27 protein-coding genes and 1 pseudogene are annotated in these 22343 nt (G+C 62.0%); 13 read left to right on the top strand and 15 right to left on the bottom strand.

Annotation, left to right across the window (positions count from 1 at the left end):
* Positions 1–198 precede the first annotated feature (198 nt).
* Together FX984_RS31185 and FX984_RS31180 are read left to right on the top strand one after the other, a co-directional pair.
* Positions 199–450 carry a type II toxin-antitoxin system HicA family toxin gene (locus FX984_RS31185; protein WP_027607491.1) on the top strand — a complete coding sequence of 84 codons (252 nt, stop codon included), beginning with the start codon at positions 199–201 and terminating at the stop codon, positions 448–450.
* Positions 447–812 carry a type II toxin-antitoxin system HicB family antitoxin gene (locus FX984_RS31180; protein ID WP_027607492.1) on the top strand — a complete coding sequence of 122 codons (366 nt, stop codon included), beginning with the start codon at positions 447–449 and terminating at the stop codon, positions 810–812. Before FX984_RS31185 ends, FX984_RS31180 begins: the two co-directional genes overlap by 4 nt.
* A 22-nt stretch (positions 813–834) precedes the next feature.
* Here the strand turns inward: FX984_RS31180 and FX984_RS31175 are convergent, their stop codons facing one another.
* Positions 835–2007 carry an MFS transporter gene (locus tag FX984_RS31175; RefSeq protein WP_065939764.1) on the bottom strand — a complete coding sequence of 391 codons (1173 nt, stop codon included), beginning with the start codon at positions 2005–2007 and terminating at the stop codon, positions 835–837.
* Positions 2008–2148: 141 nt separating this feature from the next.
* On the opposite strand from FX984_RS31175, the gene FX984_RS31170 reads away from it, so the two are divergent.
* Positions 2149–2736, top strand: coding sequence for a TetR/AcrR family transcriptional regulator (locus FX984_RS31170; protein WP_027607494.1), 588 nt, complete (start codon positions 2149–2151; stop codon positions 2734–2736).
* On the opposite strand, the gene FX984_RS31165 is transcribed toward FX984_RS31170, so the two are convergent.
* Complete coding sequence (locus FX984_RS31165; RefSeq protein WP_065924401.1) at positions 2720–4075, bottom strand: MATE family efflux transporter; 1356 nt, start codon at positions 4073–4075, stop codon at positions 2720–2722. The two genes, FX984_RS31170 and FX984_RS31165, sit on opposite strands and share 17 nt — an antisense overlap.
* Positions 4076–4196: 121 nt before the next feature.
* Here FX984_RS31165 and FX984_RS31160 point away from each other — a divergent pair.
* Positions 4197–4484 (top strand): annotated as a pseudogene (locus FX984_RS31160) (ABC transporter substrate-binding protein); the annotation flags it as partial.
* A 31-nt stretch (positions 4485–4515) separates the two neighbouring features.
* Here FX984_RS31160 and nadE read toward each other — a convergent pair.
* The 3 genes from nadE to FX984_RS31145 are packed head-to-tail and all read right to left on the bottom strand — an operon-like array spanning position 4516 to position 7200.
* A complete protein-coding gene (gene nadE / locus FX984_RS31155; RefSeq protein ID WP_092357746.1) occupies positions 4516–5322 on the bottom strand; it encodes an NAD(+) synthase in 807 nt (268 codons plus the stop codon).
* 1 nt (position 5323) lies between these two features.
* On the bottom strand, positions 5324–6541 hold the full coding sequence (gene pncB, locus FX984_RS31150; RefSeq protein ID WP_027607500.1) for a nicotinate phosphoribosyltransferase: 1218 nt from the start codon (positions 6539–6541) through the stop codon (positions 5324–5326).
* A gap of 11 nt (positions 6542–6552) precedes the next feature.
* Positions 6553–7200 carry a nicotinamidase gene (locus FX984_RS31145; RefSeq protein ID WP_027607501.1) on the bottom strand — a complete coding sequence of 216 codons (648 nt, stop codon included), beginning with the start codon at positions 7198–7200 and terminating at the stop codon, positions 6553–6555.
* 146 nt (positions 7201–7346) lie between these two features.
* On the opposite strand from FX984_RS31145, the gene FX984_RS31140 reads away from it, so the two are divergent.
* Positions 7347–8039, top strand: a complete 693-nt coding sequence (locus tag FX984_RS31140) for an NUDIX hydrolase (RefSeq protein ID WP_027607502.1) — start codon at positions 7347–7349, stop codon at positions 8037–8039.
* Between the two features lie 75 nt (positions 8040–8114).
* Here the strand turns inward: FX984_RS31140 and FX984_RS31135 are convergent, their stop codons facing one another.
* Together FX984_RS31135 and FX984_RS31130 are read right to left on the bottom strand one after the other, a co-directional pair.
* Positions 8115–8888, bottom strand: a complete 774-nt coding sequence (locus FX984_RS31135) for an L-iditol 2-dehydrogenase (protein WP_146478178.1) — start codon at positions 8886–8888, stop codon at positions 8115–8117.
* A gap of 21 nt (positions 8889–8909) precedes the next feature.
* Entirely contained in the window at positions 8910–10220 is a 1311-nt protein-coding gene (locus tag FX984_RS31130; RefSeq protein ID WP_146478180.1) for an ABC transporter substrate-binding protein, read from the bottom strand.
* A gap of 211 nt (positions 10221–10431) precedes the next feature.
* Between FX984_RS31130 and FX984_RS31125 the strand changes: the two genes are divergently transcribed.
* The 3 genes from FX984_RS31125 to FX984_RS31115 all read left to right on the top strand — a co-directional run bounded on the left by FX984_RS31125 (position 10432) and on the right by FX984_RS31115 (position 13516).
* The gene (locus FX984_RS31125; RefSeq protein WP_092357740.1) at positions 10432–11370 is read left to right on the top strand and encodes an AraC family transcriptional regulator; all 939 of its coding nucleotides are present in this window, start codon (positions 10432–10434) and stop codon (positions 11368–11370) included.
* A 155-nt stretch (positions 11371–11525) separates the two neighbouring features.
* The gene (locus tag FX984_RS31120; protein WP_146478182.1) at positions 11526–12473 is read left to right on the top strand and encodes a nucleoside-specific channel-forming protein Tsx; all 948 of its coding nucleotides are present in this window, start codon (positions 11526–11528) and stop codon (positions 12471–12473) included.
* A gap of 14 nt (positions 12474–12487) precedes the next feature.
* Positions 12488–13516 carry a purine-nucleoside phosphorylase gene (locus tag FX984_RS31115; protein ID WP_027607507.1) on the top strand — a complete coding sequence of 343 codons (1029 nt, stop codon included), beginning with the start codon at positions 12488–12490 and terminating at the stop codon, positions 13514–13516.
* A 16-nt stretch (positions 13517–13532) separates the two neighbouring features.
* On the opposite strand, the gene FX984_RS31110 is transcribed toward FX984_RS31115, so the two are convergent.
* The 3 genes from FX984_RS31110 to FX984_RS31100 all read right to left on the bottom strand — a co-directional run bounded on the left by FX984_RS31110 (position 13533) and on the right by FX984_RS31100 (position 15542).
* On the bottom strand, positions 13533–14492 hold the full coding sequence (locus FX984_RS31110) for a quinone oxidoreductase family protein (RefSeq protein ID WP_027607508.1): 960 nt from the start codon (positions 14490–14492) through the stop codon (positions 13533–13535).
* Positions 14493–14522: 30 nt separating this feature from the next.
* Positions 14523–14696 carry a DUF1427 family protein gene (locus FX984_RS31105; RefSeq protein WP_092357737.1) on the bottom strand — a complete coding sequence of 58 codons (174 nt, stop codon included), beginning with the start codon at positions 14694–14696 and terminating at the stop codon, positions 14523–14525.
* 69 nt (positions 14697–14765) lie between these two features.
* Positions 14766–15542, bottom strand: a complete 777-nt coding sequence (locus tag FX984_RS31100; RefSeq protein WP_146478184.1) for an AraC family transcriptional regulator — start codon at positions 15540–15542, stop codon at positions 14766–14768.
* A gap of 116 nt (positions 15543–15658) precedes the next feature.
* Between FX984_RS31100 and FX984_RS31095 the strand changes: the two genes are divergently transcribed.
* Complete coding sequence (locus FX984_RS31095; RefSeq protein WP_027607510.1) at positions 15659–15901, top strand: DUF6555 family protein; 243 nt, start codon at positions 15659–15661, stop codon at positions 15899–15901.
* Positions 15902–15917: 16 nt separating this feature from the next.
* Positions 15918–16181 (top strand): hypothetical protein, encoded by a 264-nt coding sequence (locus tag FX984_RS31090; protein WP_027607511.1) that lies wholly within the window; start codon positions 15918–15920, stop codon positions 16179–16181.
* Positions 16182–16225: 44 nt separating this feature from the next.
* Here FX984_RS31090 and FX984_RS31085 read toward each other — a convergent pair whose 3' ends face one another.
* The 3 genes from FX984_RS31085 to FX984_RS31075 all read right to left on the bottom strand — a co-directional run bounded on the left by FX984_RS31085 (position 16226) and on the right by FX984_RS31075 (position 17430).
* Positions 16226–16396: a metallothionein gene (locus FX984_RS31085; RefSeq protein ID WP_074846300.1), complete on the bottom strand. Its 171-nt coding sequence runs from the start codon at positions 16394–16396 to the stop codon at positions 16226–16228.
* A gap of 88 nt (positions 16397–16484) precedes the next feature.
* Entirely contained in the window at positions 16485–16937 is a 453-nt protein-coding gene (locus FX984_RS31080) for a DMT family transporter (protein ID WP_027607512.1), read from the bottom strand.
* 4 nt (positions 16938–16941) lie between these two features.
* Positions 16942–17430 (bottom strand): DMT family transporter, encoded by a 489-nt coding sequence (locus FX984_RS31075; RefSeq protein WP_027607513.1) that lies wholly within the window; start codon positions 17428–17430, stop codon positions 16942–16944.
* Positions 17431–17547: 117 nt separating this feature from the next.
* Here FX984_RS31075 and FX984_RS31070 point away from each other — a divergent pair, with 117 nt between their 5' ends.
* From FX984_RS31070 to FX984_RS31060, 3 genes are all read left to right on the top strand, one after another.
* Positions 17548–18480: a LysR family transcriptional regulator gene (locus tag FX984_RS31070; protein WP_027607514.1), complete on the top strand. Its 933-nt coding sequence runs from the start codon at positions 17548–17550 to the stop codon at positions 18478–18480.
* 126 nt (positions 18481–18606) lie between these two features.
* Complete coding sequence (locus FX984_RS31065) at positions 18607–18957, top strand: type II toxin-antitoxin system Phd/YefM family antitoxin (protein ID WP_371914519.1); 351 nt, start codon at positions 18607–18609, stop codon at positions 18955–18957.
* Positions 18954–19331: a type II toxin-antitoxin system VapC family toxin gene (locus tag FX984_RS31060; protein WP_027607516.1), complete on the top strand. Its 378-nt coding sequence runs from the start codon at positions 18954–18956 to the stop codon at positions 19329–19331. The genes FX984_RS31065 and FX984_RS31060 overlap by 4 nt, the downstream gene beginning before the upstream one ends.
* Positions 19332–19352: 21 nt before the next feature.
* Here the strand turns inward: FX984_RS31060 and FX984_RS31055 are convergent, their stop codons facing one another.
* Positions 19353–20672, bottom strand: a complete 1320-nt coding sequence (locus tag FX984_RS31055) for an Nramp family divalent metal transporter (RefSeq protein ID WP_027607517.1) — start codon at positions 20670–20672, stop codon at positions 19353–19355.
* A gap of 41 nt (positions 20673–20713) precedes the next feature.
* Positions 20714–22267, bottom strand: coding sequence for a DUF726 domain-containing protein (locus FX984_RS31050; RefSeq protein WP_146478187.1), 1554 nt, complete (start codon positions 22265–22267; stop codon positions 20714–20716).
* Between the last annotated feature and the right edge of the window lie 76 nt (positions 22268–22343).

The raw sequence follows: 22343 nt of genomic DNA, 5'->3' as shown, positions 1-22343 counted from the left end.
GGAGCAATAGGCAGGAAGCACAAAGGCACGTCGTCCCTATAAAACGAACCGGACAGGGAAAAATTAGCGGGGGATGGGAGGCGTAGAGCGAGCTGTCATCAGGGGTTACATCAATCCTCGGGAAAGACCCACGAACCCCAGCTAGCATTGACGAATACCACTTTTTGCAACTACATTTAGTTACACGCAGGGAACGCCGTGTCCAAAAATGAAAAGCTGCTCGCCAAATTGCTCAACGAGCAGATGGCATTTACCTGGCCAGAGCTCGTCACGCTGCTGCGTCGTCTCGGCTACACACAGATTGAGGGGGCTGGAAGCCGGGTCAAGTTCGACATCGGCGATCCGAGCGCAATGATCACCTTGCACAAGCCTCATCCCGGCAACGAACTGAAACACTACATTCGACGCCAGATCATCGAACAATTGAAATCAGGAGAACTGATTCAGTGAACAACCAACTGAAACACAATGGCTACATCGGCTCTATCGAAGCCAGCCTCGAAGACAATTGCCTGTTCGGCAAGATCCTGTTCATCAAGGCACTGGTGAGTTACGAAGGCAAAACCGTCGCGGAACTGGACGCCGCGTTTCGCGAGGCGGTGGACGACTACCTCGCTACCTGCAAGGCCCTTGGGCAAACACCGGAGAAGCCGTGCAAAGGCTCTTTCAACGTGCGGGTCGGCCACGATCTTCATCTTGCAGCCGCCCTTGAAGCGACACGTAAAAAGGTGACCCTGAACGACCTGACGCGCCAGGCGCTGAACGAATTCCTGCAACACCACCGAGGGGATTCCTGCCCCGTGACTGGCTGACGTTTCATTGCCAGGATGACGCTCAACCCAACCGCCGATACCCCAACACCGCTGACCCCATCACCACCGCCCCCGCCGCCAGCGCCACCCAGAACCCGCTGGCTGCCCCGAAGTGATCGATCATCCAGCCGGAGCTGGCGGCACCGATGGCCACGCCGATGCTCAGGCCGGTGATCAGCCAGGTCATGCCTTCGGTCAGGCGGCTCGCGGGCACGCTCTTTTCCACCAGGGCCATGGACACGATCAGGGTAGGGGCGAAGAACAGTCCGGAAATGAAGATGGCCACTGCCAGGCCCGGAATGTGGGTGACCAGCAGCAACGGCAAGGTGGTCAACGCCGTGGCCACGCCGCAGAACAGGAACTGCCGGGGCAGCGGCGCCTTGAGCTTGAGGGTGCCAAAGGCCAGCCCCGCCAGACACGAGCCGATGGCGTACACCGAGAGCACGATGCTTGCCGCCGCCGGCTGGCCCTGCTGCTGGGCAAAGGCCACGCTGACCACATCCACCACACCCACGATCACCCCCATGGCCAGCAGCAGGATCATCAGGATCAGCACCGACGGTGAGGCGATCAGCCAGCCCCGATGGTGAGCGTGGTGTTCATGCACAGGGGGTTCGGTCGCGCGTTGCAGCACAAACGTGGTAACCCCAACCGCCAGCAGCAGCGCGGCCACCAGCGGCCCGGCTTCGGGGAACAGCACCACGCTCAAGCCCACCGAAATCGGTGGACCGATGATAAAGCACACCTCATCCAGCACCGATTCCAGGGCGAATGCGGTTTGCAGCCTGGGCTGGCCGCGGTACAGCTCGGTCCAGCGCGCCCGCACCATGGCGGACATATTCGGCATGCAGCCCGCCAGGGCAGCAAACAGGAACAGCGTCCAGGTCGGCGCCTGCAACCGCGTGCACAGCAACAGCAGCAACAGCGCCCCGCCGCCGATCAGGGCGGCAATCGGCAGCACCCGGCCCTGGCTGTACCGGTCCACCAAGCGTGACACCTGCGGCGCACAAAACGCCGTGGCCAGGGCGAACACCGCCGCCACCGAACCGGCCAGGCCATAGCCGCCGTGCACCTGGGAAAGCATGGTGATCAAGCCAATACCGGCCATGGACACCGGCATGCGTGCCAGCATGCCGGCCAATACGAAGGCCCGCGAGCCGGGAACCTGGAACAACTCGGCGTAAGGGTTTGCCATCCTGCTCAACCTCTTCCTGATGCCCTGGAACTTGCTATCCGCAGTGATCAAGGCAAAATACATACGGTGCGTATGTGGCGAATCATGCGTAACATACGCGGCGTATGTCAATCTTTCACTTGCCCATTGTGAGTCCTGCCCATGAGCCGAGCCCGTGCCGAAATGATCGAAGACACCCGCGCCCGGCTGCTTGCCAGTGCACGGCAGGCCTTCGCCACGCAAGGCTATGCCAACACATCGATGGACGATTTCACGGCCCACGCCGGCCTGACACGCGGCGCGCTGTACCATCACTTTGGTGACAAAAAGGGGCTGCTGGCCGCCGTGGTTGCTCAACTCGATCGTGAGATGGACGCATGTTTGCAGCGTATCTCAGACGAAGCCCAAGACCCCTGGAGCGGTTTTTGCGAACGCTGCCGCGCTTATTTGCGCATGGCCCAGGACGGCGAAATCCAACGCGTTGTGCTGCAGGATGCGCCGGCTGTATTGGGCGATACCGGCTCCCAGCAACACTGTGTCGAGTCGTTGCGCCAACAGCTGGAAGCCCTGATGCACGCGGGCGTCGTCCCTGACGCACCGAGCCTGGCGCTGGCGCAGTTGATCAATGGCAGCCTGGTCAACACCGCCCTGTGGATCGCCCGGTCAGAACATCCGCAGGAGCGTCTGGAGCAAGGTTTGCAGGGCCTGGAAATCCTGCTGCGCGGCCTGAAACTCATACCAACCGCTTGATCTGCTTATGCCGCCACACCAGCCGGTAGTACGCGGCCTGCAACCCCAGCATCGCCAGGTACGTCACCGGGAACGCCATCCAGACGCCTTCCAGGCCGAAGTGCGCATTCAGCAGGTACGCCATCGGTAGCTCGACACACAGCACGCAGAAGATCGAGATCGCCACCGGCATCAGCACCACGCCGCTGGCGCGCATGATCCCGCCGATCACGGCCTGGAAGCCGAACACGAGGATGCTCCACAGCATGATGTGCAGCAGGTGCTCGGCATTCACGCGTGCGGCGTCATCGGTGATGAACAACCCGAGCAACCAGTGCGACAACAGATAGCCCAGCACGATCAGGCCACCGGTCAGGCACGTATTGATCAACAGCCCGGTACGCAGGATCGGCCCGATACGCTCCAGCCGCCCTGCCCCAATCGCCTGGGCCCCAAGGATCGAAGCAGTGATGGCAATCGACAGGGCCGGAAACTGCACGTAGTTGACGATCTGCGTCACCGCCCCATAGGCCGCCGTGGCCTGGGACCCATGGCCATTGACCAAGGCGAGGATGACCAACTCCGACAGCGACAACACCACCATCTGCAAGCCTGTAGGCAAGCCGATGCGCAGGACTTTGCCGAGAATGACGCGGTCCAGGCGCAAGGCCGCGAGCAGTTCGCGGTCCGGCGCCATCACATGGTTTTTATGGCGCAGGCGCAGGATCAGAAACAGCATCGCCGAGGCATTCCCCACCAGGCCTGCGTACACCGCGCTCTGGATCCCCAGGGGCGGCAGGCCGATCCAGCCGCGAATCAGCGCCGGGGTCAACAGCAGGCCGACCAGGGTCGAGACCATCAGCGCCAGCAGCGGCGAGATCGTGTCGCTGACCCCGCGCAACAGCTGGGTGTAGAGGATAAATACCAGCAGCAGCGGCATGATCAGCATCATCATCTGGGCATAGCCCACGGCATCGTCGAGCACATCCGCAGGCGTACCCAATGCCTGCAACGCCGGGCGCGCAAACAGGCTGCCCAGCACCGCTGCGATCAGGCCCACCAGTGCACCGAGGGTCAGGGTGGCACCGGTAATCGCCTTGACCATCCCGGTTTCCTGGGCACCCCAGGCCTGGCCAATCAGCACCGAAGCGCCCGCCCCCAGGCCGATCACCAGGGCAATGAAGAAGAACACGATGGGGAACATCCCCGACACCGCCGCCAGCGCCTGGGTACCGAGCATCTGCCCGACATAAATACCGTTGAGGGTGCCGGAAAAACTTTGCAGGAAATTGGACAGCACCATCGGTGCCAGAAAGATCAGGTAGACCTGCCACAGCGGGCGTTGCAAAGGGCTTTGCATGAAAAACGGGGCCTCGGAAAACTAAAGCGTCCGAGGGTTATACCGTAATTGGATCCGATCTTCCTGTGCTTTGCATGATGGATGGATCGCCAACACTCGCTGGTTCCGATGCCCACATTGGATCTTCAGCGTCACCCCGACTCAGGTCGCCGTTCAGAAACGGCTCGGCGTGCCGATGGAATATGCACAGTCCAAGAAAGGCGCGGTGCTGCTCAACGTGGCCGCACGCGTGGTCGCACGCAATGACCAGCCGGAACGGGCGCAGAAACTCACCGCCTAGTTTCTGACCGCCAAAGCCCAGGCACCGGCATTGGAAGAAGGCGAATAGATTCCGTCGAGCCCGACTACGCCGACCACCGACAAGACCCGAGCACGGGTGGACGCGATGCACAGTTACTTGCAGACGGCGAGTTGATCATTCCCACGCTACGTGGGAACGATCATGGGGCGATGGGTAACGCACGTTTGTGGGCGGTCTTCAGGTAGGCGCGCTCCACGATGTCCCTCACCCGCTCACTCACCGGCTCACCCATCAGGTACGCATCGATCTCCTCGTACGTGCAGCCATAGGCCTGTTCATCCAGCTTGCCCGGCGCCAGTTCTTCCAGGTCGGCCGTCGGCTGCTTGTACACCAGGTTCGTCGGGGCCCCAAGGGCACTGGCCAACAGGCGCACCTGGGTCTTGGTCAGGCCCGACAATGGCGCCAGGTCGCACGCGCCGTCGCCGAATTTGGTGAAGAAGCCCATCAATGCTTCGGCGCCATGGTCGGTGCCGACCACCAGGCCGTTGTGCAGGTTGGCCACGGCGTACTGGGCGATCATGCGGGTGCGGGCCTTGACGTTGCCCTTGATGAAATCCACCTGCGAGGCACTGGCTTCGGTGGCGCCGAGGCTGGCCATCAGGCCGTCGACGCTGGCGGCGATGTTCAGGGTGTCGATGTGGTCCGGGGTGATGAAATCCAGCGAGGCCTGGGCATCGCTCTCATCGGCCTGGGTCTTGTAGGGCAGGCGCATGGCGATAAAGCGCGCGGCGTAGCCCTCGCTGCGTAATTGCTCCGCCGCCAATTGGCACAGGCGCCCAGCGGTGAGGGAGTCGACGCCACCGCTGATGCCCAGTACCAGGGCCTTGCAGCCTGAATGGCGCAAGGTGGTCTTGATGAAGTCGAGGCGCCGTTGGATTTCCTGGGCTTCACCGCCCTTCACCAATGTGCGATCGATATTGAGTTCCTGCGCGATACGTTCCTGCATGTCACACCTCCACGTTGCCGACATTGAATACCTTCGCTGCGTACTGCAAAAACGAGGGGTCTTCGCAGACGTTCTTCACCGGGTCATCGGAGAACTTCACCACCGGTTCGCCGTGTACGCGCACCAGTTTCATGACGATGCTCAGCGGCTCGACGCCTTCCACATCGCAAGCCAGGCTGGTGCCCATGCCGAAACCGAACTTGGCCTTGCCACGCACGTGCCGCAGGATCGGCAGGCATTTTTCGAAGTTCAGGCCGTCGGAGAACATCAGGTCCTTGGTCATCGGGTCGATACCCAGCTGTTTGTAGCGGGCCAGCACCTTGTCGGCCCAGGCGATGGGGTCACCGGAGTCCTGGCGCAGGCCGTCGTAGAGCTTGGCGAAGTACAGGTCGAAATCCTTGAGGAAAAAGTCGGTGCTGATGGTGTCGGTCAAGGCAATGCCGAGGCGGCCGCGGTATTCACGCACCCAGTTTTCCAGGCCGGCGTTCTGGCTTTCGCGCAACCGCCCCAGTTGCTGGTGCACCATCATCCACTGGTGAGCCATGGTGCCGATCAGTGGCAGGTCGAATTCGTAAGCCAGGTGCGCATTGCTGGTGCCGACGAACTGGCCGGGAAAGTCGCGGCGCATGATGTCCACCACTTCGCGCTGGGCCTTGAACGACAGGCGCCGGCGCGTGGAGAAATCGGAGACCCGCAGGTCGGCCAACTCGTCGCGACTGAGGTTTCTCTCCAGCCAGTCGAACTTCTGGTAGAGCTTGCGGGTGACGTCTTCCAGGGTCACGTCGGGGTATTTGGCGCGGTTGCGCAGCTCGCTGACCAGCGCCAGTAGCGGTTGTTCGAACATGATGCAGTGCAGCATCGGCCCGACCACGCGGATGTTCAGTTGGCCGTCGACTTCACTGACGTGGATGTAGCGCAGGTTGAAGCGGAACAGGCCGAGGAAGCGTTCGTAGTCGGGGGTCAGGTATTCGCGAAAGCGTGGGTTGAACAGAAAGCGCAGCTCGCCCTCACGCATCTGCAGGCCAGCCATGTTCTCAAGCTCGGCGCGTAACTCGGGGATCAGGTGGCCGAGCTTTTCCTTGGCGCGCACGATGAAGTTGTATTCCACATCGACATTCGGGTGCTGGTGCAACACCGCCTGCATCATGGTGAAGGTGTAGTAGTCGGTGTCGAGCAAGCCCTGGATCACCGGGGCTTCGTAGTCGTAGGCACTTTCCATGGTGTATCTCCTTAACGCGTGGCCATCGCGGCCAGTTCTTCGCGGGTGCTGCTGATGACGGCACCGGCCTTGAGCAACTCATTGACGGCCTGTACGCCGCCCTCCTCGCTGATCCCCCGGCACGCCGGCAGGTGCAGGACCACCTCCAGGCCGGCCTTGAGCAGTTGCAAGGCGGTGGTCTTGACGCAGTAGTCCAGGGCCAGGCCGCCGACGATCACGCGAGTGACGCCCTGGGCCCTGAGGTACTCGATCACGCCGGTGGAGAGTTTGTCGTGCAGGTCGTGGTAGCAGGCGCCATAGGGGTGCAGGTCAGGTTCGACGCCCTTCCAGATGAAGTAGTCGTAGTCATAGGGCGTGGGCAACTCGTCGAGCAAGGTAAAGCCTTCGGTGCCCGGTACGCAGTGGCTGACCCAGGTCACGTCGGCGTGTACCAGGCCAGTGGGCTGGAGCATCTCGCTGTGCTGGGCGACCACCCAGGGTGCGTGCGGGGTGTGGGCGTCCTTGCTGCCGACGCGGTGGCCGGCAAGGCTGGCCATGTAGTTGAGTTCGGCACCGATCCGGTCACCGCCGGCCACCGGCAACTCGTTGGGGCACAACGGCGTGAAGCTCTTCTGGGCATCGACGTCGAATGAAGCAATGGCAGTTTTCGCAAGGGTCATGGCGGTTCTCCTGTGGCCTGGAAACAAAAGTACACGTCATGTACTTTCATTGCAAGAAACATTTATTTATCTATCCTGAACCAGGTACATGACATATCTGTTCGATCCGTTAGACTGTGCCCCACCGCTGTTCAGAAGGACGTCACATGCCCCTTAGCCCCTACCTCCATACCGTCGACCTATGCGTGCTGTGCTACTGCCGCGCCGCCGGGGAACTCAAGTTGTTGCTGAACAAGCGCGAAGCCGAACCCTTCGCCGGGCATTGGGCGTTGCCGGGGGTGGTGGTGAATGGCGGCGTGCAAGATCTGAGCCTCCAGGATGCGGTGGAACGCTTGCGCGCCAGCAGCAAGGTCGGCCTGGAGCTGGCCTGGAGCGAGCAAGTGGGCACGGTGGGCGATGCGTTTCGCGATCCGCGTTGCTGGTCGTCGTCCACGTACTACCTGGCGATCGTCGCGGATGAGGTGGCGCCGAGTGCGCATCAAGGCTGGTTCGCGCTGAAGGCGGTGGCTGATGGCAGCATCAAGTTGCCGTTCGATCACAACAGCATCGCCGCGGCCGTGCAGGAGCGGTTGTTCTCCAAGTCGCTGTACAGCAACCTGCCGCTGATGTTCCTGGGCAATGAATTCAGCGCGCCGGAGGCGACCACGATCTTTTCCCTGGTGCTGGAACGGCCGGTGCTCAAGACCAGTATTCGCCAGCGCCTGTTGAAGCTGACGGAGGCGGGATATTTGCGCGAGACGGGGCGCAAGAAACAGGGTGAAGGCGGCAGGCCCCAGGCGACGGTGGAGAACCTGAAGCCTGGGGCGGTTTACTTCTTTGATCGCAGTTTTGCCGACTAGGCACCCTTTTCAAGAACGATGACCTTCAAATGTGGGAGGGGCTTGCTCCCTCCCACATTTTGAGCGGTGTATGGCTTAGTTCATCCAATTACCGCCATCCACGTTATAGGTTTGCGCCACTACGTAGTCAGCCTCTTTGGACGCCAGGAAGATCGCCATCCCGGTCAAATCCTCGGCCGTACCCATCCGCCCGAACGGCACCTCGGCCCCCACCCGCCGCTTCTTCTCGCCAGGCACCAGCCCTTCATGCCTGGCGAACAACGCATCCACCCCGTCCCAATGCTCGCCATCCACCACGCCCGGGGCGATGGCGTTGACGTTGATGCCCTGCTTGATCAGGTTGAGCCCCGCCGATTGCGTGAGGCTGATCACTGCCGCCTTGGTCGCGCAGTAGATCGCCACCAACGGCTCGCCACGCCGCCCGGCCTGGCTGGCCATGTTGATGATCTTGCCGCCATGGCCCTGGCGGATCATCTGCCGGGCAGCGGCCTGCAAGGTGAACAGCGTGCCGGCGACGTTGATCGAGAACAGTCGATCAAAGCTGTCGCGGGTGATATCGACGATAGGCGCCAGGTCGAACAGCGCCGCGTTGTTGACCAGGATGTCGAGCTTGCCGGCCTGGGCGACCACGGCGGCAATCGCGCTGTCGATGGAAGCCTGGTCGGTGACGTCCATCGCTACCGCGTAGGCCTGCGGACCAAGTTCGGCGGCGGTGTCCCGGGCCCGCTGCAGGTTGATGTCGGCGATGGCGACGGTCGCGCCTTCAGCGATATAGGCCTGGGCAAACGCGCGGCCAATCCCGCGCGCCGAGCCGGTGATCAGCGCGCTCTTACCTTCGAGTCGTTTCATAAGGCATCTGTCCTTTGAACATTATTTGGGATAGCCGGCGCGTTTCATTTCGCGCTCGGTGGTGGACTGCGCCTGGAGCAACGCCTGCTCGACCGACATGCCCCCCGTCAGCGCCGCCGAGAACAGCTTGCCGACGGACGTGCCGATGGCCTGGAACTCGGGAATGGTCACGTACTGGATGCCCACGTACGGCACGGGTTTGGCCGACGGGTGCGCGGGGTCGGCATGCCGCATCATCTCCAGGGTCACCTGGGCAAACGGTGCGGCCTGGAGGTACGCCGCGTTGTAGGTGGACTGGCGGGTGCCAGGCGGTATGTTGGTGATGCCTTCTTTATCGGCGACCAGCTGGATGTAGTCCTTGGACGTGGCCCAGGCGATAAAGGCCTTGGCGGCGTCCTTGTGCTTGGACGTGGCCGGGATGGCCAGCGACCAGGCGTACAGCCAGGAGGATCCCTTGTCGGTGACTTCGGTGGGGGCCGCGGCGAAGCCTACGCTGTCGGCGACTTTGCTCTGGCTCTTGTCGGTGGTGAAGGAGCCGGCGACGCTGGCATCGACCCAGATCGCGCACTTGCCGCTGTTGAACAGCGCCAGGGTTTCGTTGAAACCGTTGCTGGACACGCCGGGCGGGCCGTATTGCTTGAGGGTGTTGACGTAGAAGTTGGCGGCGGCGGTCCATTCGGGACTGGTCAGCTCAGGCTTCCACTGCTCATCGAACCAACGCGCACCGAAGGCGTTGGCCATGGTGCTCAGCAGCGCGATGTTCTCGCCCCAACCGGCCTTGCCGCGCAGGCACATGCCGTATTGGCCGTTGTTCTTGTCCGTGAGCTTGGCGGCGAATTCACCCAGCTGGGTCCAGGTCGGGTGCGCAGGCATGCTCAGACCGGCCTGCTTGAACAGGTCGGTGCGGTAGTAGGTGACGGTGCTTTCCCCGTAGAACGGCAAGGCATACAGGGTGTCGTTGACCGACAGGCCCTGGCGGACCGAGGGGAAGATATCGTCGGCGTCGTAATCGGCCGGCAATTGGGTCAGCGGTTCCAGCCAGTGCTTGGCGCCCCACAGCGGGGTTTCGTAGGTGCCGATGGTGAGCACATCGAACTGGCCGCCCTGGGTGGCGATATCGGTGGTGAGGCGCTGGCGCAGCACGTTTTCTTCCAGCACCACCCAGTTGAGCTGGATGTCCGGATGCTGCTGCTCGAACACTTTGGACAGGCGCTGCATGCGGATCATGTCGCTGTTATTGACGGTAGCGATGGTCACGGTGTCGGCTGCCTGGCTGGGCATAGCCAAGGCCAGGCCGGAAAGCAGGAACAACGCTTGCGGAATCTTGGACATAGCGGTTTCCACCTGTTGTTTTTGTTGTTGAGGGCCGATTACAGCAGCTTGGGCCTAGCCCTCACAAACGCATGGCGCATGCGCGGCTGATACTTTTTTAACCGCTGGCTCAGGATCAAAAAAGTATCAGTGCCGGGCGAAACCGGGGGTAGCGCAGGGATTGCCAACCCGCGTATTTTTAGGCGATTCCACAACTAAAAGAGGCATGACCATGCCCATCAGCCGCGCCAAGCTGTTCGAACATCGCCCTGCCGAACTCGAAGTGATCCTGCCCGAACCGCAGCACTGCTTTCGCTGGTTCGAACATGACTACCCTTACGATCTGGCGCGCTGGAATCACCATCCCGAATTTGAAATCCACCTGATCCGCCAGGGCAGCGGCAAGTTGGTGGCGGGCGACTATATCGGTGCGTTCAGTGCCGGGCATGTGGCGCTGATCGGCCCGGACCTGCCCCATGACTGGATCGGCGAACTGGCCCCCGGCGAACACCTGGCCGGCCGCGACGTGGTGCTGCAATTCGACGGCGCCGCCCTCCTCGCCCTGCGCAACACCCTGCCGGAACTCGGCGACTTGCAGCCGTTGTTCGAACAGGCCCGGCGCGGCCTGGAGTTCAGCGGCGACACCGCCGTACAGGCTGCGAGGTTGATGGAAGCTATCGGCAACGCCCACGGCCTGCAACGGCTGACCCTGTTCCTGCAACTGCTCGACAGCCTGAAAAACGCCCCGGCCCAGCAGGTAAAGGCCCTGGCCAGCCCCTGTTACGCCCCGACCCTGGACGCACGCAGCGCCGAGCGCATCAACAAGGCCTTCGACTACCTGATGCGCGAACTCACCGGCGACGTGCGCCTCTCGGTCATCGCCCAACAGTTGGACATGAGCGAACCGGGCTTCTCACGTTTCTTCAAGCGCAACACGGGCCATGGGTTTATCGACCTGATGCGCAAATTCCGCGTGCAACGCGCCTGTCGGTTATTGCTGCAAAGCGAGATGTCGGTGGCGGATATCTGTTTTGAAGTGGGCTACGCCAACCTGTCCAACTTCAACCGGCACTTCCGGATCGAGATGCACCAGACGCCCAGTGAATATCGCCGCGAACCGCCGATACACCTGTTCAACCCCATCGAGAAAATGACACCCAGTCATTTCTGATCAAAAGGTCGAGTAATTCTGCTTTTTTCCATGACATTCAAGCCATTAAGAAAAGTTGGTACAGCCTGTGCAACCGTTTGCGGTACGAACTTGACTGCCAAGTTCACCACGACCCGATGAATCGGGTTCAAACCGCGTACGAATAGGGACTTTCAATGCACCCCACCTCAAGGCCCCGTGTCTGCTTTGGTGTTTCCTTGCTACTGGCCGCCGTAACGGGAGTACTCAGCGCGCCCATTTTGGCGCAGGAAAAACCCGTGGATGACTCAGCACAGGGCGAAACCCTGAGCCCTGAAGCCAGCCCGGCAAAAAAAGGCGTCTATCTGTCGGAATGGTTCAACCAGGACCTGACGCTGATCGGCAGTAAAGACATCAGCTTCGGCCCCAAGCCCCAGGATGATGTGTACCTGGAATACGAGTACTTCGGCCGCAAGGGGCCCTTCGAGTTGTACGGCTACATCGACGTGCCGAAGATCCTCGGCATCGGCAACAGTAACGACAAAGGCGCGTGGGACCATGGCTCGCCGGTGTTCATGGAGCACGAGCCGCGTATCTCCATCGACTACCTGGCCGGACGCAGCCTGGCCATCGGCCCGTTCAAGGAATGGTATGTGGCGTTCGACTGGATCTACGACCACGGCAGCAACAAAGCCAACCGTGCCAACACCCTGTACAGCGGCCTCGGCACCGATATCGACACCCACTCGCAGGTCAACTTGTCGGCGAACTTCTACGGGCGTTACCAGTGGGAAAACTACGGCGCCAGCAATGAGTATTCCTGGGATGGCTACCGCGCACAGATGAAATACATCGTGCCCATCGGCAAGTTCGATAACGGTGCGTCGCTGACCTATATCGGTTTCACCAACTACGATTTCGGCTCGGACCTGCACAAGGACAACCCGGCGCGCACCGCCAACGCCCTGGTGGCGACCAACGTGCTGCTGTATTCCTTCACCCACCTGCGCTTCACCCTGGTCGGTCGTTATTTTCATAACGGCGGCAACTGGGAAGATGGCAGTGAGTTGAACTTCGGCGAGGGTAACTTCCGCGCCCGCTCCGACGGCTGGGGTTATTACGCTGGCGTGGGCTACCAATTCTGATCAAGGAGTATTAGATGAATACATTTACCCGTCTTTCGCTGGCCGTCGGCCTTGCCCTGCTGCCCCATGTGGTGCTGGCTGATTCTGCTGCCCCCATCAAGCCCAAGGTGATGCTGATCACCATGTTCGCCCCCGAGGCGCAAACCTGGATCGACCGCCTGGAACTCAAGCAGGAAGTGCGCGTGCCGGGCCTGTCTGCCGAATACCCGGTGATCCGCTGCAACACCCGGGACGTGTGCCTGCTGGTGACCGGCATGGGCCAGACCAACGCCGCCGCGTCCACCCTGGCCCTGGCGTTGTCGCCCAAGTTCGACCTGCGCCAGAGCTATTTCCTGATCGCCGGGATTGCCGGGATCAGCCCGAAACACGGCACCATCGGCACTGCCGCCTGGGCCCACTACCTGGTGGAGTTCGGCACCCAGTGGGAGCTGGATTCGCGGGATGCGCCCAAGGATTGGCCGACCGGCTACCTTGGCATCAACACCAAGGGGCCCAACGAAAAGCCGCCGCTGGACTACAAGACCGAAGTGTTTGAGCTGAACCCCAAGCTGCAGGCCAAGGCGTTCGCCCTGTCGCACACCGTCGAACTTACGGAAAGCAAAGAGTCCGCCGCCTGGCGCAAACACTACCCCGCCGCCCCCGCCAACCAGCCGCCGCGAGTCACCCGCTGCGACACCCTGGCGGGCAACACCTGGTTCTCCGGTACGCGCCTGAGCGAACGCGCCGAGGTGTGGACCAAGCTGCTCACGGATAACAAAGGCGAGTACTGCACCACCCAACAGGAAGACAACTCCACCTACGAAGCCTTGCTGCGCGCCAGCCGCGAGGGGTTGGTGGACATCCAGCGCCTGGCCGTCGTACGTGCCGGTTCGGACTTCGACCGCCCATACCCCGGCTACAGCGAAGTCGACAACCTGCTCAAGTACGCCGACCAGGGCGGGTTCGTACCGGCGCTGGAAAACCTGTACCGCACGGGGAACCCGCTGGTACAGGCGATCCTCAAGAACTGGCAGGCGTGGGAAAAAGGCGTCCCAGAAGCCTAGTGCGGAGCGACATGGGTCAAGGCAGCAAGATGATCTTGTCCGCACAGCCTTGATTCACGTCCTCATAGCACTGCACGCCATCGGCCAGCGCCACCTCGCGCAGGCCGGTGGGCAGCGGCAACAAGCCTTCGTCGAAAAAACGTCCGAACTGCTCCAGCATCACCGCGCACTGCTCACAGTTGTAGAGCAATGAATTGATCCCCACCACCGAGCCGCCCTTGCGATACAGGGCCAGGGCCGGCAGTTGTACGTGACCGTCCACCGGCGCGGCAATGATCGCGATGCGACCGAACGGCGCCAGGCCTGCCACGGCCGCCGGCAGCCAGAAACCGGTGGTGTCGAAGATCACATCGGCGCCGCCCTTGAACACCGCATTCACCTGCGCGCCCAGCGCTTCGGGCTTGCCCAACGCAATCGCGTCGAACCCTTGCGCCTGCAATACCTCGACCTGGTCAGCCTTGCGCACCGCCGCCAACACCTGGGCACCCAGGACCCTCCCCAAGGCTAATGCCGCGCTGCCCACCGCCCCATTGGCGCCGATCACCAGCAAGCGCGTGCCTTTGCCCACACCACTGCGCTGCAGCGCATCCCAGGCCGTGGTGTAGGGCACACCCAGGCTGGCGGCCTGGGCAAAACTCAGGTGGGCAGGTTTATGCGCCACGCCTTTGGCCGACACGGTGAGGTATTGGGCGTGGGAACCGTCGGCGAAAAAGCCCAGGTCGCGACCGGTGCCCCAGACCTCCTGCCCCACCAGCGCCTGGGGCCCCTGCACGACCACGCCGGCGAAGTCGCGGCCAGGTATGCGCGGCACGGTGGTGTAGGGGAAACGCCCGAGTACGTTCTTCACGTCGCTGGGGTTGAGGCCCGCCGCCTTGATCTGTACCAGCACTTCATCGGCGGCCGGTACCGGCGTGGCGACGTCGACGAAGCTCAGGGCGCCGAGGTCGCCAGTAGCGGAAAATTGCAGTGCTTTCATTGCCAGTATCCATCGAAGGGAGAAGAGGAATCAGGACCACAAACCGCTGAGCAACTGCCGCCCCATGGGCCAGAGTTTTTCGCCGAGCAGCATGCCCATCAGGCCCACCAGCGCAATGGCAGGCGGTGCGGGCGAACGGAAGTCCAGCGCGCCGTAGATCACGCCGACAAAGAGGCCAATGGCAAGGGAGATCAGGTAACTCATGGGGGCGACGCCTGGTGGTTTGATGGGCTTAGTGTAGGAAGCCCATCCCGGCAGCATCGGCCAAACGCTTCAGGATTTCGGCCAACTCACATACTGGGAAGGCGCCATCCCCAGTTCACGCCGGAACATGTCGCTGAAACTGCTCGGCGAATAGCCCAGGGAACGCGCGATAGCGCTGACCGACTGACCCTGGATCAACTCGGCCACCGCCGTGGCCAATTGCACCTGGCGGCGCCATTCGGCAAAGCCCATGCCCAGGTGGTGCTGGAACAGCCGCGCCAAGGTGCGCACGCTGGCACCGGCCGCTTCCGCATGCTGCTCGAAAGGAATCTCCAGGGACGGCGCCGCCATGACCGCCTGGCACGCGCTGATCAGCCGGCGATCGGCCTCCACCGGCATGGCGATACGAATCTGCGAGCGGCATGCCCGGCGCAACTCCAGCAGGGCCAGGCCGACCACCGCGTCGTAATACCCCGCGTCATCGCGGTCGCCCTGCTCCACCAGCGTGACGATCAACTCACGCAGCAGCCCACCGACTTCAATCACCTGCACCTGGCGGTCCAATGTCGCCGCCAAGGCCGGGCGCAAGTAGATATTGCGCATCTGCAAATCCGACACCACCCGGATGCCGTGCTCCACGCCCGGCGGCAGCCAGACTGCGCGCTGGGGCGGTACCACCAGGGCCTCCCGAGGGGTCTCGACCCACATCACGCCGCTCATGGCATAGAGCAATTGGCCCCAGTCGTGGCGATGGGGCTCCACGTACAGGCCACGCGGGTAAGTACGCGCCAAGGGTTGCACGGGGACGGCGTGATCACTGAGGTCAGGGGGTGCGGCCAGGGCCATGGGGAGCACATCTATCGGGAGTCAGCCGCCATGGTAATGACCACCGCCGGACAATCCGAGTGAATTTTTGCCGCCGAGGGCGATCACTTGCTTACACCACCAGGGTTGAGGGGCCAATGAATAACGCAAAACTGTTTGTGATCGACTACACCCTTCATGGCGAAGCCAAGTCCTTCATTATTCGTCTGGAAAAGCTGGATACCTTGGAGGCCTGGCATTGGGCAAGCTGTGACGCTGGCGTGGGCCGTATCGGCCGTTTCGCCCGCGAGCGGGTGAAGAAAACCAGCCAGGAACAGGCCGAGAAATTCGGCATAAAAAACGTGCAATGGCGCCGCTCGGATGCGCGCGCCCAGGCTTGATCAAGGAGAAATGAGCATGGATTCAATCAACGGCAAGGCACGCATCGATTACACCCGGGACACATTGTTCGGGCCACTGGCCAAGCATGTCGAGTGCCAGGTGAGCGTGCAGCATAAGCCCGGCTGGCTGGTGCTGAAGGTGTTCCAGCCGCTGCCGGACGATTTGCATGATGCGCAGACCCTGGTGCTGGCCCTCGAAGGTCGACGAACCAGCGGCGTGGTAAAAGACAGCCGGCGCTTGTCCGACCACAGCCTGCGCCTGGAGCTGGAACCCCAGTAAGGGATACGCAGGGAGCCCACTATCGACGCTCCCTGCGAACGTATTCAGCCTTTAGCCGACTTGGCGCACTCGCACCCCGTCGCCGCCGCACAAGGCTCGCCATGGGCATGATGCTCGGCGCAGCCCTGGCAGCAATAGCCCTTACCGTCCTTCATTACCGCATCGACGCCCAGCACACACTTGCAATGCGGGCAGGCACAGGTTTGATCAGGCATGGCCAGACTCCTTCTTCATGGTCGTCCGGTGCGGCGGTTGCCGGCACCTTAAGCAGTGACTGCCAGGCGTCGGCGATGGTTCAAACCATCAGTCGGTGCGCGTATTGCTGCGGTACATGAACACCAAGGCCAGAGCCAGGCACACCATCGCCAGGATGCGGCTGCTCGACAGTTCGACGGCCGGGTTGCCCAGCCACCCGAAGTTATCGATCAGCATGCCCATGCCCAATTGCCCGGTAATCACGGCCACGGTCGCCACTGCAGTACCGACCACCGGCACGGCCCCGACCATCACCATCATGTACACCACGCCGAACAGGGCGCCGGTCAATTGCCATTTGGGTACGTCGAGCAGGCTCACGGACTGGGCCGGCTCGAAGAAGAAAATCAACAACGCGGTAGTGAGCGCGCCCACCGCAAACGTCAGCAGACTGCTGCGCAACACGCCCACCGCCTGGCCGAGGCGACCATTGATCGCCGCCTGCACACTCAACACCGCACCCGCCGCGATCACCAGCACCAATAACAGAATCAGATTCATCGCCTTACCCTCGTGCAATCAGAACAAGTGCCGCCACAATCAACGCCAGGGCTATCCAGCGCTCGCCATTGACCCGTTTGCGTGCGGTGCCGAACCAGCCGAAATGGTCGATCAGCACGCTCTTGCCCACCTGGCCGGACAAAATCGCGATCATGGTCATGGCAATACCGATGTGCGGCGTGGCCAGGGTCAGCACCACCACATACATCGGCCCCAGGAACCCACCGATCAGTTGCCAGCGCGGCAACTCGGACAACGCCGGGCCCTTTTGCGGGCCGCTGAACAGCAGCAGCAAAAACAGAATCGCCGAGCCGACACCGAAGATGCTCAAGGTCGCCCATAAATGCCCGACCTGCACGCCCAATGGCCCGAGCAACCCGGCCTCCACCGACAGGCCCATGCCCGCCAGGATCACCAGCGGCAACAACAGCAACCGTAAGAGGCTGTTTTTTGGCCTGGCTTGCGCCACACCCTCGATAGAACTGGCCTGCATACATCACCTGCGCGTCAATAAAGGAAACATGGCGCGCATTATCCGGTGGCCTGCCTGTGCGATAAATGGGAGTATGCCGACAACACCTTTGCGCAATACGCACAACCCGGAGGCCTGATGCAGGGCTTGAATGAATTGAGTTTCAAGGCGCTGCGCCTGTTCGTCGCGGTGCTGGACCACGGCAGCTTTTCCGAAGTGGCCCGCCGCGAAGGCCTGGCGCCCTCCTCCATCTCCCGGCAGATCCAACTGATGGAGCAGGCCCTCGGCCAGCAGTTGCTCTACCGCCACACCCGCGCAGTGAGCCCCACCGAGGCCGGGCGCCTGCTGGGGCGACACGCGCGCTTGCTGCTCGAACAGCTGGAAGCCGCCGGCCAGGCCCTGCAGGAACAGGAAAGCGAACCCAGCGGCCTGGTGCGCATCAACGCGCCGATGGTGTTCGGCCAGCGTCACCTGTCACCGTGGCTGGGCGAGTTATGCCGGCGCTACCCGAAGCTGCAATTGGACATCCAGCAAACCGATACATACGTCGACCCGCTGCAAGACGGCACCGACCTGCTGTTCCGTATCGGCGTGCTCAACGATTCCAGCATGCAGGCACGCATCTTCGCCCCCCAGCGCTTTCGCCTCGCCGCCAGCCCAGCCTACCTGGCCCGCCAGGGCACGCCCCAGCACCCCGAGGAACTGCTCCATCATCAGTGCCTGGCCTACAAGGGCATCACCGGCCAGCAACGCTGGTTCTTCCGCAAAGGCCAGGACGACTGGACGCCCTACAGCGTCAAGGGCCCGATCACCGGCAACCACGCCGACACCCTCACCCACGCCGCTGAACAAGGCCTGGGCCTGGTGGTGTTTCCGTCCTGGCTGATCGGCGAAGGCCTGCGCGCTGGCACCCTGCAAGCAGTACTGACGGAATATGAAGTGGCGACCACGCTGGAGCCGCAGCAGATCGCGGCGCTGTGGCCGGGGAGCCGCAGGCTGTCGCTGAAGGTGCGCACGGTGATCGATTATTTCGTGGAGTGTTTTGGGACGGTGCCGTATTGGGATCGATAAACGGTTGAGGAATTTTCCGAGTAGTAAAAGTAGGTTCGGTCTGATTTAACGGGCCACCCTATTTTGGACCGGGTGCATTGGGGCAGACTTTGGCGATGTCCTTTTTGGAGAGATGCCATGGTTTTCATGTACCCAAAGCCGTCACGCGCTGAACGTGAGGCGGCAACCAGCGGTCGGCTCGTCTTGGATAGCTCACCCAGTTTTGGCTATATTTGGCCAAAATACGCGGAGCACCTCATGATTACCGTACCCTTGGGCGAAGCAAAAAATAACCTGTCAAAACTGGTGGATGACGCCGCCGCCGGCAAAATTATCACCATTGCCAAGCATGGGCGTGCGATGGCACAACTTGTTCCCGTGGGGAAATCCAACGGTCAGCGAATTGGCGCGATGAAAGGAAAGCTCGTTGTCCCCGAGGACTTTGATGCGCCCCTGCCAGGCGATCTGCTGGATGCGTTTGAGGGCAGCCATCCATGAGGGTGCTGCTGGATACCCATGTTCTGCTCTGGGCACTGAGTGACGACCCGAAGCTATCCAGCAAAGCCCGACGACTGATCGAGAATGCCGCAGAGATCTACGTCAGCGCGGCAACCTTCTGGGAAATGGCGATCAAGGTCGGCCTTGGAAAACTCGATGCAGACCTGGACGAAATCCGGGGATACTGCCTTGAAAGCGGTTTCGTCGAACTGCCCATCACCTCGGAACACGCGATTGCCGTCAAGGAGCTTGAGCCTCATCACAAAGACCCTTTTGATCGGCTCATCGTAGCGACAGCCATCAGTGAACCGATGAGGCTATTGACCGCCGACACGCAGATTGCCCAGTACACATCCTTGGCAATCCTGGTATAGCCCGCACCTACGGCCTGGAACTCAGAACACCCACTGCCCGATCAACCACGCATTGGCGCCACTGATCAGCGCAAACAGAAACCATGCCAGCACCCGGGTGTGCAGGCGATTGACGAACGGCCCCATCAGCTGCTTGTCGCCGGTCATGCGGATCAACGGGTACAACGCAAACGGCAACTGCAGGCTGAGCACCACCTGGCTGAGGATCAGCAGCTTGCCAATGGCCTGGTCGCCCATCAACCACACCCCGAGAAACGCCGGGATCAGCGCCAGCCCACGGGTGATCAGGCGGCGTTGCCAGCAGGGAATGCGCAGGTTGAGATACCCCTCCATGATCACTTGCCCGGCGATGGTGCCGGTAAAGGTCGAGCTTTGCCCGGACGCCAGCAAGGCGATGCCGAACAGGATGCTGGCAAAGGCGCCGCCCACCAACGGGTCAAGCAAGCGGTAGGCGTCCTGGATCTCCACCACCCCAGTGTGCCCGGTCTTGTAGAAGGCGGAGGCCGCGAGTATCAGGATGGCGGCGTTGACCAGCAGTGCCAGGGCCAGGGAGCCAATGGTGTCGATCCGGGCCAGCTTGACCGCGTCCTGTTTGCTGGCGAGGTCTTTGCCGATCAGGCGGGTTTGCACGACCGAGCTGTGCAGGTAGAGGTTATGGGGCATCACCGTGGCGCCGAGAATACCGATGGCCAGGTACAACGGCGCGGCATCGCTGATGGCCGACAGTGATGGGGTGAAGCCGCTGAACACATCCGGCCAATACGGTTTGATCAGCACCAGCTCAATGAAGAAACACACGCCGATGGTCGCCACCAGCGCCAGCATGATCGCTTCCAGGCGGCGGAACCCCCGGTTTTGCAGGGCCAGGACCAACAGCGTATCGAAGGCGGTGATGACAATGCCGGTGGTCAGGGAAACGCCCAGCAACAGGTGAAACGCCAGGGCGCAGCCGAGTACTTCGGCGAGGTCGGTGGCGATGATGGAGATTTCCGCCAGCACCCACTGGGTGCGTGCCGAGCGTTTGCTGTAGCGCTCACGGCACAGTTGCGCCAAGTCCTTGCCGGTAGCGATACCCAAGCGCGAGCACAGGCACTGCACCGCCATCCCCGCCAGGCTGGCGAGCAATACCACGAACAACAGGCTGTAGCCGTAGCGCGACCCGGCTTCGATGGCCGTGGCCCAGTTGCCCGGGTCCATGTAGCCGATGGAGATCAGCAGGCCGGGGCCGGCGAACATCAGGATGCGCTTGAAGAAGGACGCCTTGGGGTCAACGGCAACGGAGCCGGCCACTTCCGGCGGGCAGAATGGAGCGGTAGCGATTTTCGGCAGGCTGAATTTCACGCGGTATCCCAGGCAAACACACTCGACAGGGGCTCAGCTTATCAGTCGGAAGCAACCGTGCGCATCACCGTCTCCCGAGGCAGGTCAAACGCCTCCACGACCTGTACCACCAGGTCCATCTCCTGATTCAAGGCTTCACGCTCCATGCGCTGGCGAATCACCCCGATCACCAGCACGGCCAGGGTGGTGATCGAGTAAGCCGGGCCGGAAAACGCCCGTACACCGCTCACCAGCAGCATCGCCGCCACCAACGCCTGGCCGACCACCGGGATCGCAGAGGCCGCACCCCGACGCAGGATAAACCCGGTCAACCCGGCCAGCGCCGTGCCGCTCAACGCCGTAGTGGCTGTTCGGCCGACATCGAAACGGCTGAACAGACCCTGCTCCTTTTGCGCGGCCGTCTTGAGTTCAGCATCGAATACCTGGCGGTCGGCGTGGCCGAGTTTGTCCTTGTACTGCTCGAGCAGTTTTTCCGCGACCCGGGCTTCGAGGTCAGCCAATGCCACCGTTTCAACGGGCTCGGCAAACTTGATTCCCAGTCGCTGCGCCACCTCTTCGGCAATCTGCCGATAGTTCACGCCATGGCCACGGGCCAGGTTCATAAAGCTGTCGCCGCCCATGCGCTGCAACTCGATGGCCAGCTTGAGCGGCTCGCGCACCGTGGCGTCGATCGATGCACTGCGCTTTTGCGCCATCAATTCGGCCAGGAACGCCAGCTCCTCCGGCCGCGCCTGCACCAGGGCCGCTAACAAGTCGGTGTCCTCTTCGGCAAAGCGTACCTCGCTGCTGCGCTGGTCGGCGCGGATCAGGCCGCGCCGCTCGTGCAACAGGTCGGTGTACTGCACCACGGTCTGCAACTGCGGCCAGTAGGCAGCGTGATCGAAGGTGGCCAGGTGCACATTGGTGACCTTGGCCTTGAGCGCCGGCGTCACCGGGATCGCATACCGGCCGATGCACCGCTCGGTGTCCGGCTTCATGGCCAGGGCCCAGTCCTTGCTGGAGTGGCAATTGATCACACGCCCCTTGAGCGGCGCGCACACCTCATCCCAAGGGCTGGACGTACAGATCGCCCCGCCCATCAACAGCAGGTTGTCCAACGGCAGTTCCCGGGCGGTATCCGGGCTGGCCAGCAGGCTCTTGACCAGAATCCGCGCCCCCAGGGAATGCCCGATCAGGTTGATACGCCGCACAGGCAGCGCCTCGCCATGCAGGTAGCTGGCCAGCTCCGGCAGCAAGCTCCTGGCCACTTCGTCCACCCGCGCCTCGACGCTTTTGTAGTGGTCGAGAAAATAGGCAATCGCCTTGCCCACGCCGACAGTCGCGGCACCGATGCTGCCGCCCCCCAGCATCGCGGCGATCACCTCCTTGAAGGGCGCAAACAGGTTTTCCAGGAAATGCCCCGCCGGCCAGAACAGCATCAGGTTGGTCGAACCCTCGATACCCGCCAGCTGTTGCTTGAAATTGCCCAGCTGTTGCCGGTTAAAGAACGCCGAGTAACCGTGAACATAGAGATTGAGCACATCGCCCTGAGGCTCGCCGCACAATACGAACGTGGGCTTGCGGGTGCGGTGCATTTCATCCCACTGGTGCTGCATGGGCCGGTGACTCCTGGTGACGAGGGACGGCGATAATAACAAAGGGAGGCCTGCAGAACGGTGAATCCTGACCGGC

The organism is Pseudomonas marginalis, from assembly GCF_008692035.1.
Lineage (GTDB): Bacteria > Pseudomonadota > Gammaproteobacteria > Pseudomonadales > Pseudomonadaceae > Aquipseudomonas > Aquipseudomonas marginalis.
This window is presented reverse-complemented; position numbering and strand designations above follow the sequence as displayed.